The following is a 12,458-nucleotide window of genomic DNA, read 5'->3' on the forward strand; positions in this document are numbered from 1 at the left end:
CTCAGTCGATCGCGTGCCTGGGCAACGTATTGGGCAGGTCCAGCGAGCTCAACAGCCCGGCGGGTGCTTCCACGACATAGGGAATCGCATTGACGACGCGCATCGCGGTGGCCGTCATCGCGGCATGGCCGGCACCGTGCCCTTCGGCGGCGCCGACGTTCATGGCGCAATGGATGTCGGGATCGCCCTCGATGTCGACGTGGTAGGCGGCGTCGAACTCCGATGCCAGCCAGTCGGGGGCAACGTGACGTGCCATCCGGATGATGTGCTCCACGACGATGGCCTCACGACCGTTGACCACACCAGCTGCCCTGGTGCTGACCGCACCGCACGTGCCCGCTTTGATCGTGCCGAACGCCACCTCGATGTCGCGGTCGGTGACGCGGCGGTCGAGGGTGCCCCGCACCTCTTCGATCTCGACGCCCAGACCGTCGGCGATGAGATGAATCGGCGCCCGCCAGGCCATCTCGATGAAACCGGGCGTCTTGAGCAGCGGTTCGAAATCGAGCGGATGCCCGAACCCCATGCCGTTCATCATCACGTCGGCGACCGGATAATGGTCGTTGAGCGCCACCTCGGTGACCCTCACCTGTCGGATCTTCTTGGACTGCGTCGCCATCAACAGCGCCAGTTGATCGGAGCCGAAGCCCGGGAACATGCCCGAGGCGTAGAACGACGAGTTGCCCGCCTGTGCGGCCTGCTCCATCTGGTCGCGCCACTCAGGCGAGTAATAGGACGGTGGGTAGACCAGGCTGGTCGACGATGTCGAGACCACGTTGATGCCAGCCTCGAGCAGCATCAGGTAGTCCGGTACCGCACCGGCATCGCGGTCGGGTCCGCTGGCCGCATACACGACGCAATCAGGCTGGAGCGCAATGAGTTCAGCGGCATCATTGGTCGCGATGACGCCCATCGGCTTGCCACCGGCCAGCTCCCCCGCGTCTCTGCCGGCCTTCTGGGGAGAATGCACCCACACTCCCGACAGCTCCAGATCGGGCCGCACCCGGATCGCGTCGATCGCGATCGAGCCGACGCCACCAGTTGACCACACGACAGTCCGCAGGGGTGCGGTCATGACTCCTCCTGTGCTCGTTGGCTCGCCGTCACGGCACGTTCCAGATAGGGCCACGCAACGTCTGGCGGTAGGCCACCGCACAGCGGCAGCAGCGGAAGTGGCTTGCCGCCGCGAATATGGTCGACGGCCTCGTCAGTGGTGAAGATGCGGTATGGGCCGCCGGCATCGCGCAGCTCGGCCACGGTCGACGCGCGCGAGATGCTGGCCACCGAATCGTCGCCGTGCCGATACGACGCAGCCGTCACCGCATCGTGCAGCAGGTAGGAGCCCAGTTCCTGCCACGCGGCATCGACGTCGTCGGCAACGAATACCGTTGTCGGCGAGCCCTCGACCGGGAATTGCGCCATACCGGGCTCGAATCCGTTGGCCCGGCATTCGTTTTCGTACAGGTCCTTGAGGTCGGGCGAGGCGACCTGGGAAATGAACCCCAGTCCGTAGCGCGCCGCCCGCCGCGCGGCCGCCGCGCTGCCACCGGCGATCAACATGTACGGGCCACTGGGTGTCACCGGCGGAGGCGTCACGTGAATCCGCCGACCCTCATGGTCGACCGGCTCGCCGCGCAGCAGTCGACGAAGCAGATCGAGCGATTCGTCCGCACGCTTTCCACGCCCACGGGGATCGACGCCGAAGTGCTCGTACTCCTGCACCCGATGGCCGATGCCGAGGGCGTAGGAGACCCGGCCCTTGCTGATGATGTCCAGCACGCTGATCTCTTCGGCGAGGCGCACCGGGTCCCAGAAGGTGATCGGGACCGCGGCCAGCAGGATCGCGAGGTGCGTGGTCCGCGCTGCGATCGCCGCGGCCAGGAGATGAGGCGCCGGTAGATGTCCGTCGTCGGTGCCGTGATGTTCGGACAGCACGGCGATGAGGGCACCGCGGTCTTCGGCCCATCCGCACATGTCGACCGCGGCCGCGTACAAGTCGGTCGTCGGCGCCGAACCCGCCGGCGCGCGCATGTCGAACCGAAGTGTGAACATCCGCCCCACCATAACCTAAACTTTGTTCCTTGCTACTTGACTTCGGCTGCATCCTTGACCATGTCGACGGCTGACTGTTACGTTCCGGATCAAACGTTAGGTTTTGGAGGCAGTCATGGCTGAGGGTCAATACCGGGTGGTCGTGTGGTCCACCGGCGGTATCGGATCGATCGCGATCCGCGCGATCCACGAGCGCCCCAATCTCGACCTCGTCGGCGTCTGGGTGCACTCGCCGGGCAAGGACGGTCGCGACGCCGGCGAACTGGCCAACGGCGAGCCGATCGGCCTGGCCGTCACCACCGACGCCGACGCGTTGATCGCGCTCAAACCGGACTGTGTGGTCTACGCCGCCAGCGGTCCCGAGCGTGATGCGCTGGCCATCCCCGACTATGTGAAGCTGCTCGGCGCCGGGATCAACGTCGTCACGACGAGCACCACGCGACTGGTCAACCCACATGCCTACGAGCCCGCCGAGTGGCGCGATCAGATCGCGGCGGCGGCGAAACAGGGTCAGGTGACGCTCTACGCATCCGGGATCGAACCCGGGTTCGCCGCCGACTACCTGCCGCTGGTCCTCTCGACACAGTCCTCACAGATCGAGAAGATCCACTCCTACGAGATCGGCCTGTACGACGACTACGGCGTGCCGGACATCATGAGCGATGCTCTCGGCTTCGGCAGGCCGCTGGACTACACGCCGTGGATCAGTTTCCCCGGCGCGATCGCCGGGGAATGGCACGGCCAGATGCGCATGGTCGCCGAAGCCCTCGGAGTTGAACTGCAGGAAGTGCGGGAGACATTCGACCGGGCGGTGACGGAGCGCACGCTCGAGGTGGCGATGGGCACCGTCGAGGCGGGCACCTGCGGTGCGCTCCGAATGCAGGCGATCGGCATCGTCGACGGCAAGGAGGCGATCATCATCGAACACGTCACACGGCTGGCGCCCGACGTCGCGCCGCACTGGCCGACGCTGCCGAACGCGCTCGGCTATCGCGTGGTGATCACCGGAACCCCGGACATCGACTGCACTTTCGACGTGACGTTGCGCGACCGCAAGAAGGCCGGCATCGAATCGATGACCTCCGGAGCAGGCGCGATGGTGGCCACCGCGATGCGCGTCGTCAACGCCATCCCCTATGTCGTCGACGCGCAGCCGGGGCTGGTGAGTTCGGTGGACCTGCCGCTGACCATCCCCCGCCAGGCGTTCAACCCCGCGTAGCCCAGCGCGAAAGCAGTTCCTCTGCAACCGAACTCAGCGCGGCGATCACATCAGCGGCGGGTTGGACCGCGGTGAGCGCTCCGACAGCCTGGCCGGCGTTGATCGGCGCCTTCGTATAGTCCTCAGACGCGATTGCCTGCGCCAACTCCGCGGCCGCGCCGGAGTCGACCCTCAGGGCGTCCTCGTCGCCATGCCAGCGACCGCTGAAACTGTTGCGCAGCACGCGTTCTGGTAGCTGCGGCGGCCAGGGATATCCCTGGGCGATGTCGAACACCCGGGTGAGCACGGTATCGGTGTCCGCTGCCGCGAGCATCGCGTCACGCGCCTTGTCGGACAGCAGCGACTCGGTGCACGCGCAGAACGCCGTGCCCAGCCATGCCGCCGACGCACCGGCGGCCAGAACGGCGGCCAACCCGCGTCCGGACCCGATCCCCCCGCCCGCCAGGACCGGAACGTCCACACCATCCAACACCTCAGTCAGCAGTGGCAACGTACTGACCAGGGGCTGACCGTGACCGCCGCCTTCAGACCCGCGGGCGATCACGACGTCGACGCCCGCGGCGATCGCACGTTCGGCGCCGGCCAGATCACCGACCTGGGTCGCGGTCATCACACCCGCATCGTGGGCGTGTGACACCCACTCCCACGTCTGACCGAAGCTGACGCACAGCAGCGCCGGGCCGGCGGCCAGCGCCGTCGTGAGTAGTTCCGGCCGGCTGGCCGCCACCCAGCCCACGAGGCCAATTCCGAAGGGCCGATCGAGCTTTGCCACGTGATGAAGCTCTGCGGCAAGTCGCTCGGCGGTGCCGGCACTGCCCATCCCGATCATCCCGAGGCCGCCGGCCCGGGAGACCGCCGCGGCTAGCGCACCACCGGCGACCCCACCCATCGGGGCATTGACGATCGGCACGTCGATGCCCACCGACCGCGACCATTCGGTCGACAACACACCCACGGCTTGCTTTCTTCAGACCGCGGAAGTCGCCTCGGCCCGGCGCCGGTCCTGATGGACGTGGTGGAGGAATCGCCCTATCGCTGCCACTACCGGCGCAGTGCGGGTGCCGTCGATGAGGTCGAAACCATGTCCGACACCGGGCAATTCGATGTAACACACGGCCGACTCGGACACCGACCGCAGTCGCTCGACGAAGCTGCGCGCCTCCCCCACGGGGATCAGACCGTCATTGCTCCCGTGCACCGCCAAGAACGGCGGCGCCGAGGAGTGCACGCGTTCCATCGGCGATGCCGCGCGAAAGATCTCCGGGCGGCGAGCCTGCGACCGTTGCACCACGACACGTTCGAGGAACTCCAGGAAGCGGTCACGCTCGGGGGTGCTGCGGTCGTGCCAGTCATAGAGGCCGTACACGCTGACCACGGCATCGACCGACGTGTCGGCGTCCACGGAAAGGTCGGCTTGCCACTGGGGGTCGCCGTCGGTCAGCCCCGCCAAACTGGCCAGGTGCCCGCCTGCCGAGCAGCCGGCGACGGCGACGAAACTCGGGTCGCCCCCGAACTGGGCGGCGTTGGCCCGGGCCCAGGCGATCGCCGCCTTGACGTCGGTGATCTGGCGCGGCCAGCGGTGCCGCGGGCTCGCCCCGTACTGGATGGACAAGCACACCCATCCGCGCCGCGCCAAGTGCGACATCAGCGCGTGCCCCTGCAGCTCCCGACGGCCGAAAACCCAGGCACCGCCCGGGACGAAGACGAGCACCGGGGCCGGTTGCTGGAGGTCCGCCGAATCCGGGGTTCGCCAGACGTCGAGCAGCTGACCTGGACGGTCGCCGTAGGGCACCGAAGAACGGTAGACATATCGCCGCTGCCCGGCCGCCTTCAGAAACGGTGCGCGGTCGCGATGTGTGGGCCACGGTTCGGCCAGCTGGTCGGCGGCGACGATACCGTCCAACGCCTCGCTCAACACGTGAGGTGTCAACGCGCGCTGGGCGTTTCGCTCTTCCGCACTGCCGGGGCGCAGCCGTGCGCGGGTCATCCCGGTGCCGATGCTGGACACATAGCGTCGACCACCCACTCCGAGAGCCGCAAAGCCGGCGAGTATCTCGAGATGACGTCCGATGAGCGGCACGGAAGCCGACGCGGCACCCAGCGCGATCACGTAATCGCCCGGCTTGGCTCTCGCCACCCACCGGGCGTAGGAACAGACTCCGCGCATGGCTGCAGCCTACGGTGCACGAGCTTCGATCTGGCCATTGTTTCCAATGTCATGGTTTTGGCTAACCACTGCGCGATAGAAGGGCGTGACGTGGAGCAGCTGAGCTGGACCGATGACATGATGCTGCGCGCTGAACGGCCCGAAACGCCGATTCAGATCCAGATGCTGCTCATCTACGACCAGTCGACCGCCCCGGGCGGCAAGGTCACCTTCAAGCGCATCCTCGAGGAGATCGACGCCCGGTTGCACCTGTCGCCCACCTTCCGCCGCCGTCTGACCGAGCTGCCCGGCGGCATGCACATGCCGTATTGGGTGGACGATCCGGACTTCGATCTCGAGTACCACGTGCGTCACATCGCACTTCCGCAGCCCGGCGATTGGCGCCAACTGTGCATCCAGATCGCGCGTATTCACGGCCGCCAGATCGACCTTCGCCGCCCACCGTGGGAGATGACGGTCATTGAGGGGCTCAACGCCGTACCGGGCGTGCCCAAGGGATCGTTCGCCGTCTCGCTCAAGTTGCACCACTGCGTTGTTGACGGGATGGAAAGCGTCGAACTGATGGCCGCCATGCACGACCTCGCCGCAGACGCACCGCGACCCGCCCCGCCCCCGCATCGGTTCGCACCCCGCCCTCTTCCGTCGACCTCGGACCTGGTCGCCCGAACGGCGACCAACATCGCGCGGTACCCGCTGCGCGTGAGCAAGGTGTTGATCCCCAGCGCGTTCAACGCGCTGCGACACCTGCATGCTCTGCCCGGTGCAGTGGTGTCCGGTGTGACCTCGGCACTGGGGCCGAGTAGTGGGTCGGTCTTCTCCCCGCCCACTCGATTCAACGGATCGGTGACCCCCCACCGGGTGTTCGAAGCGCGGTTCCACGATTTCGCCGACTTCAAGCGGATCAAAGCCTGTGTGCCCGGGGCGACCATCAACGACGTCACGCTGGCTTACGTGGGTGGGACGCTTCGCCACTATCTGCAGGGTCACGGTGAGCTGCCCGACGAAAGCCTCCTCGCGGCGTGTCCGGCGTCGATCCGCAGCAGCGACGAGCGTGGCGCGGGCGGCAACAGGCTCTTCGGCAGGCTGCACCCGCTGGGGACGACGATCGCCGATCCGCTGGAACGGTTACACGCCATCGTCGAAGAGACATCGGTCTTCCGCGACAACACTGATACCGAGGGCAGTGCCCGGTTGATGAACCTCGTCGGCGTGGTACCGACGACGTTGCTCGGGCTCACGGTGAAGGCCGCCAGCGCGCTGCCCTTCTCCGCCCCGGCCATTGCGGCCACGACGGTGAGCAACGTGCCGGGACCCAACCAGCCGATCTACTTCGCCGGGGCCCGGCTTCATCGCGTCACCGGGCTCGGCCCCCTGATCGCGGGCTTGAACCTGTTCCACGTCGTGGCGAGCTACAACGGCTCGATTTCGATCGGTGCGACCGCAGACCGCAGCGCGCTGCCCGACCCGGGACACTACGCCGACTGCATGCAACTGGCGTTCGACGAATTGCTCAGCGCCGCAATGGATTACACGTAGCGATTGCGGCCGGTCCGCCCAGCCCGTCGGAGATCAGTCCTCGTAGTACCGGGCTTCGACCACGTTGCCGTCGGGGTCAGGGAAGTACATCCCCTCCGGCCCCCAACCGCGGGCACCGAAGGTGGGCGCCAGCCGGGCGCTGGTGTCGATGCCCTCGGCCTGCAGGCGCTGATCCAGCGCGTCGTACTCGAACTTGGTCATCGCCAGGCAGACGTGATTGACGCGGTGGCCGGCACTGTCCGCCACGCGCGTCTGGGTTTCGGTGTCGGCGGCCCTGTCCATCGGTAACAGATCGATGATCGAATCCTGCGACACCCGCACACTGGGGAAGGGCGCGTCCCCAGAGCGGAACTCGTCGAACCGTACCGGCTCGAGACCGACCACGCGCGTGTAGAAGTCCATCGCCGCAGCCGGATTCTCGGTCCACAAGACGACGTGATCGAGCCGCATCATGCCAGTCATGCTAGCGCCGACCGCGTGAACCGCCTCGCACTCGGCAACCTTGACAATGCAAACATCGAGTTTGCGAACGCCAAAGAATCCTGAGGAAGGGACCTTTGCCTCTGTTTGCGGTGGAGCCCGAGGCTGTCCCATGGATGTGGGTCGGAGCGAATTCGATCATGGGGTGGGTAATGAGCGCAGCATCGTATATAGGTCGCGTAGGGGGATTGGCAATCACTCTCGGTGTCGGGGTTGCCGTGGCATCCGGCTCCGGGGTGGCGTGGGCTGACGAAACCGGTTCGCCGCCGGCGTCGGATACGACATCATCGAATGTGGACGGCCAGCCGAAGAACACCGTCGCCGACTCCTCGGCCGGCGCGGCCAAGCCGGCCCTACCGTCACCCGCGGGCGCTACGGCCGGTACCGTGACCGGCGCCGCGACGTCTCCCCTATTCGGTGGCGCCACACGACCGAAGAGCCCGTCGGAGGTACTCGCCACACTCGGAATGGTGATGAATTCCCAACGAGCGCAGGGTGATACCTCCGGCAGCAGCAAGTCGAGCGCCCCGGCTCCCTCCCGGCGCCGGGCGGCAGTTGCACCAACGGCTGACACTGCGGCGAGCACGCCGTCCGCAAGCAAACAGACTGCGGCGCAGAATAATCCGATCAACGACATGGTGCACCGCGTCGGCGTGCCACTGCAAGCGGCCGGCGAGAAACCTGTCGACGCCGTGTCGCAGAACGTCGCCGCCCTCGCTGCGCCGATCGTCACCACCGCGGCCGCACCCGTGATCACGGGGCAGTCGGCGGCGGCCGCGGTCGAAGCGCCCGCATCGACGGTCACAGGCGGCTTGCCCGCATTCGGCCGCGTGCTCGCCGCGTTGGGTCTCGGTCCGCTGGCTGCCAACTCACCGCTGGCACCCGGCGATCCACCCGTGCTGTGGGGCCTGTTGGCCTGGGCCAGAAGAGAGTTCGACTCGACGGTGTCCAGGCTGGGCGGGACCGCCCCGGGATCGGTTCCCGCGCAATCGTTCGCCACCGCCGCGGTGGCCACGGGACCCACGACGACACCCGTCGCCTGGGTGACGGGCAGTGGAACAACCGGCCCCTACCTGCTGACCCGCACCAACAACACCGGGTCGATGTTCGGCATCGGCGGCACCGACCTCGGGATCATGTGGGACAACGGAATCAAAGACGATCCGGCCACACCCGTCAACGAGCACCAGGTGCTGATGGCCTTCGGTGACACATTCAGCGGGACCGGCCAGTCGGGCATCTGGCGGTCCAACACGCTGCTGCGCAGTTCAGATCCAGTGCTTTCCGACGGCATCAGCGTCGCGCCCGGCCAGCTGGGGAACGTGTTCAGCGGATCACCGCTGTCGAGTCCCAACTTCTCCAAGCAGATCATCAACAGCCCGGGCTATCTGGGACCGCAGGGGTCCGAGGTCACGATCATTCCGACCTCGGGAGTCTCGGTTCCCTACAACAACGCCTACGGGTCGCGTCAGTACGTGAGCGTGATGTCGGTGAAGTCGTGGGACACCCCGGGACGCTGGACGACGAACTACTCGGCGATCGCCTACTCCGATGACAACGGTCAAACCTGGACGATCGCTCCGTCTTCGATCCGATCAGCCGCGTCCTACCGCACCACGACGGGTTACGTCTCGGGCAATCAGAACTTCCAGCAGAGCGCTTTCGTTCGACCTCCGGCCGGATCGGCCGACGCCAACTACGTCTATGTCTATGGCACACCGTCCGGTCGTGGCGGAACCGTCTACCTGTCGCGGGTGCAGCAGGCCGACATCCTGGACCAGACGAAGTACCAGTATTGGAACGGAACAACCTGGGTCGCGAACAAGCCGTCGGCGGCGACGCCCGTCCTGCCGGCGACCACCACGACCAACACCGGGTTGCTGGGCTGGTTCAGCAGCCTCTTCGGGGGCGGCACCACCAAGACCTATCCCAGCGCCGGCGAGATGTCCGTGCAGTACAACACTTATCTCAAGAAGTACGTGATGATGTACGCGGACAACAACAACAACGTGGTGATGCGCACTGCCGACCGGCCCGAGGGACCGTGGTCGGCGCCGACGACCCTGGCGACGTCCACGCAATACCCCGGTCTCTACGCGCCGATGATGGACCCCTGGTCGACGGGGCAGGACATCTACTGGAACATGTCGATGTGGGGCGATTACAACGTCCTGCTGATGCACACCAGGCTCCCGTGATCCAGCGGCCAGCCATGCCAGCCGAATCACCGCGGGGCGGGCGCCGACTTGTCCTGGTCGAACCGCTGGCGTTGCCGAACTCCATATGCCGCGGCCTTCACGACCTCGTCATCCTCCATGCCTGAGCCCAGGGCGCCGCCCAGCGTGGCAACCGCGGACACCAACCAGGTCATCAATAACAAGGTCGAGAGATTCACGGGTCTACCGATGTTGTGCTCGACCAGCTGCGGCGGAAGCGTCCACCACGCAGTCAGCAACAGCAGCAGGAACAACCCGACGTGGAAGATGACGACCCCGATGATCAGCGTGACGACAGTGGACGCGTTGTACAGGACCGCGCGTTCGCGTTCGTCGGCGGAATGCGGGCGTTCCCAGAGCTTGTGCTCGATGATCAGCCAAGCGACCAGGGCCGCCATGGCCAGGATGGTCGCTGTGGTAAGTCGCAAGGGCCCCATGGTGGCCGACAGTTGCCACATGGTCGGATACGCCAGGCTTACTGCGCCGGTGGCGAACGCCGCCATCATCACCTTGGACATCCCGGTCACCAGGCGCCACGGCCGATTCGCGTAAACCATGCCGGCCAGCAGTCGCAGCCGCGACAGAGGTGTCGGCGCGACGTAGCGGACGACATCATGATCCTGTGTCCGCGTCAGTTGTCGCACCGAATTGCCTTGGTCCGCCTGGTCGGTCACCTCACCCACGATGGTTTGCGCCAAACTCCTCACCCGGCGATCAATGAACATTCCACCGACGCCGGGGACAGAAATCACTCCGAGCCGATCAGGCAAGCTGATGTCGGCTAGCACCGGCGTTGTGCCCAGTCGTCGGGGCAGGTCCGTGAGGTAGATGACGACGTCTTCAGTTTCGCCGGCCGGGTCGATGGCGGCGACGACGTCAGAGACGTCGGCGTTTTCGTCGATGGGATACGCGTGACGCCGCACCGACACGTCCCAGGTGACACCCGCCGAAGCGCGGTCGGTCAGCGCTGTCGGTAGCGAATCACACAGGCGCTCCGCGATCCCCGCAGGCGCTCCGGGATCAGCGATGAGCAGGATTGACGATCGTTTACCGGTCACCATGCCCGCCTACCCGTGCTCGAGGCAGACAAACCGCGTTTTGTTGGTGGGCGCGGACGGTATCGAACCGCCGACCGCTGGTGTGTAAAACCAGAGCTCTACCACTGAGCTACGCGCCCGTGCCCGGGCAGGTTACACGGCGGGCGCGGGTGCAGGGAAATCCTGCTCAGGCCCTCAGCGCGGCCAGGGCCTGCGTCCAGACCGACTGATCGCGGGCCTCGCCGGGCTCTTTGCACTCGGCGAACCGGATGACGCCGGCGCGGTCGATTACGAAGGTCCCCCGATTCGCAAAGCCGGCGTCGGCGTTGAACACCCCGTACGCCTGAGCCACCGCGCCGTGCGGCCAGAAGTCGGAGAGCACCGGAAATTGGAAGCCGCTCTGAGTGGCCCAGACCTTGTGCGTCGGCGGCGGCCCGACCGAGATCGCCAGCGTGGCCGTGTCGGCGTTGGAGTACACCGGGAGGTTGTCACGGATCTCGTCGAGCTCGCCCTGGCAGATGCCGGTGAATGCCAGCGGAAAGAACACCAGCAGCACGTCCTTCTCGCCACGAAACGAACTGAGCGTGACGGGCTGACCGTTCTGGTCTTTGAGCGTGAAATCAGGGGCGTCGGATCCGACCCCACCTGTCACGAGTGCCTCCCGGCCGCCTTCGACTTCGGCTGCACCAGTCGGCTTGCGATCCAGTCCCCCAGATTGGCCGACGACGTCTGCATCAGCCCCGCGGTCGGCGCCGATTCGGCGATCTCGGCGGGCTGCACATGACCGGGCTTGCCGGTCTTGGGTGTCACCACCCAGATGATGCCGTCGTCGGCCAGCGGCGCAATCGCATCCATCAGCCGATCGACCAGGTCACCGTCGCCGTCGCGCCACCACAGCAGGACCACGTCAACGACTTCGTCGGCGTCCTCGTCGAGCAGTTCCCCGCCGCTGGCGTCCTCGACGTCGGCCCTGATGTCGTCGTCGGTGTCCTCGTCCCAGCCAAGCTCCTGCACGACCTGGTCTTTTTGGATGCCCAGCTTCTGGGCGTAGTTCGGGGGGCCACCCTCCGCGACCACCGTCGGAACCTCCTTGGAATCAGGGTCGGCTGTCTAAGGCCTATCGTCGCACGACGACGTTCATTACTCGCCGTGCGGTGGGAATCAATACGTCGCGTCGCACAAGCTCAACGCATTCGACCTGGTGTCGTTGAGACTTTGGATGGTCTGGTTGAACTCCGCCGGGCCTGCGTGTGCGGTGATCGCCCTGGCTGTTGCATGTGCACCGTCTACCCAATCCTTGAACGCAGCCTTCAACGCGGCGGGGATCGCATCGGTGACGCTGGCCGCGACGGCGTCCGCGCTCTTGTTCAGCGCGTCGACCGCCGGACCCTCGGTGGTCGCGATATCGGAGGTGGCCTGGTTGAAAGCGCTCACGTAGGCGTTGACCGCGTCGATCGCGTCGGCGCTGGACGTCGACAGCGTCTCGCACGTGTCGTGCATGGCCTGGGTGGTCAGTGAGGCCTGCCGTTCGGACTCCCGGGCGCTGGACGAGGCGGCCGACTCCGAGGCCGACACCGACATCGAGGTCCGGAAAGCCGGGGCGTCGCGGCCGTTGGCCGACGGCTCGCCACCGGTGACGCTGGTGCAGCCGATCACACCGGCCAACACCGCCGCCGCACCGCCGACCAGCAGCCCGCCGATCCGCAGCCTGCGCGCGTGTCTGATCAGCACCCCGGCAGGTTACCGGGTAA

12 protein-coding genes and 1 tRNA gene are annotated in these 12,458 nt (G+C 66.5%); 3 read left to right on the plus strand and 10 right to left on the minus strand.

Features of this window, described 5'->3' with window-relative positions:
* Position 1 precedes the first annotated feature (1 nt).
* On the minus strand, positions 2-1,075 hold the full coding sequence (locus AB431_RS19170; RefSeq protein ID WP_047331265.1) for a dihydrodipicolinate reductase: 1,074 nt from the start codon (positions 1,073-1,075) through the stop codon (positions 2-4).
* Entirely contained in the window at positions 1,072-2,052 is a 981-nt protein-coding gene (locus AB431_RS19175; protein ID WP_047333594.1) for an LLM class flavin-dependent oxidoreductase, read from the minus strand. Before AB431_RS19175 ends, AB431_RS19170 begins: the two co-directional genes overlap by 4 nt.
* A 115-nt stretch (positions 2,053-2,167) precedes the next feature.
* On the opposite strand from AB431_RS19175, the gene AB431_RS19180 reads away from it, so the two are divergent.
* The gene (locus AB431_RS19180) at positions 2,168-3,271 is read left to right on the plus strand and encodes a dihydrodipicolinate reductase (protein WP_047331266.1); all 1,104 of its coding nucleotides are present in this window, start codon (positions 2,168-2,170) and stop codon (positions 3,269-3,271) included.
* Here AB431_RS19180 and AB431_RS19185 read toward each other — a convergent pair.
* Both AB431_RS19185 and AB431_RS19190 read right to left on the minus strand, forming a co-directional pair.
* Positions 3,258-4,220 (minus strand): nitronate monooxygenase family protein, encoded by a 963-nt coding sequence (locus AB431_RS19185; protein ID WP_047333595.1) that lies wholly within the window; start codon positions 4,218-4,220, stop codon positions 3,258-3,260. The genes AB431_RS19180 and AB431_RS19185 overlap by 14 nt on opposite strands.
* Before the next feature lie 18 nt (positions 4,221-4,238).
* A complete protein-coding gene (locus AB431_RS19190; RefSeq protein WP_047331267.1) occupies positions 4,239-5,438 on the minus strand; it encodes an alpha/beta hydrolase in 1,200 nt (399 codons plus the stop codon).
* Between the two features lie 90 nt (positions 5,439-5,528).
* Between AB431_RS19190 and AB431_RS19195 the strand changes: the two genes are divergently transcribed.
* The gene (locus tag AB431_RS19195) at positions 5,529-6,974 is read left to right on the plus strand and encodes a wax ester/triacylglycerol synthase family O-acyltransferase (protein ID WP_047331268.1); all 1,446 of its coding nucleotides are present in this window, start codon (positions 5,529-5,531) and stop codon (positions 6,972-6,974) included.
* Positions 6,975-7,007: 33 nt separating this feature from the next.
* Here AB431_RS19195 and AB431_RS19200 read toward each other — a convergent pair whose 3' ends face one another.
* On the minus strand, positions 7,008-7,424 hold the full coding sequence (locus AB431_RS19200; protein WP_047333596.1) for a VOC family protein: 417 nt from the start codon (positions 7,422-7,424) through the stop codon (positions 7,008-7,010).
* A 218-nt stretch (positions 7,425-7,642) separates the two neighbouring features.
* Here AB431_RS19200 and AB431_RS19205 point away from each other — a divergent pair, with 218 nt between their 5' ends.
* Positions 7,643-9,652 (plus strand): DUF4185 domain-containing protein, encoded by a 2,010-nt coding sequence (locus AB431_RS19205; RefSeq protein WP_235435704.1) that lies wholly within the window; start codon positions 7,643-7,645, stop codon positions 9,650-9,652.
* Positions 9,653-9,678: 26 nt separating this feature from the next.
* Here AB431_RS19205 and AB431_RS19210 read toward each other — a convergent pair whose 3' ends face one another.
* The 5 genes from AB431_RS19210 to AB431_RS19230 form a co-directional block, all read right to left on the minus strand.
* Complete coding sequence (locus AB431_RS19210; RefSeq protein WP_047331270.1) at positions 9,679-10,731, minus strand: hypothetical protein; 1,053 nt, start codon at positions 10,729-10,731, stop codon at positions 9,679-9,681.
* A 41-nt stretch (positions 10,732-10,772) separates the two neighbouring features.
* Positions 10,773-10,847, minus strand: a tRNA-Val gene (locus AB431_RS19215).
* A 47-nt stretch (positions 10,848-10,894) separates the two neighbouring features.
* A complete protein-coding gene (locus tag AB431_RS19220; protein ID WP_047331271.1) occupies positions 10,895-11,359 on the minus strand; it encodes a peroxiredoxin in 465 nt (154 codons plus the stop codon).
* Positions 11,356-11,784 (minus strand): DUF3052 domain-containing protein, encoded by a 429-nt coding sequence (locus AB431_RS19225; RefSeq protein WP_047331272.1) that lies wholly within the window; start codon positions 11,782-11,784, stop codon positions 11,356-11,358. Before AB431_RS19225 ends, AB431_RS19220 begins: the two co-directional genes overlap by 4 nt.
* A gap of 84 nt (positions 11,785-11,868) precedes the next feature.
* The gene (locus AB431_RS19230) at positions 11,869-12,438 is read right to left on the minus strand and encodes a hypothetical protein (protein ID WP_235435705.1); all 570 of its coding nucleotides are present in this window, start codon (positions 12,436-12,438) and stop codon (positions 11,869-11,871) included.
* Between the last annotated feature and the right edge of the window lie 20 nt (positions 12,439-12,458).

This window comes from Mycobacterium sp. EPa45 (assembly GCF_001021385.1).
Lineage (GTDB): Bacteria > Actinomycetota > Actinomycetes > Mycobacteriales > Mycobacteriaceae > Mycobacterium.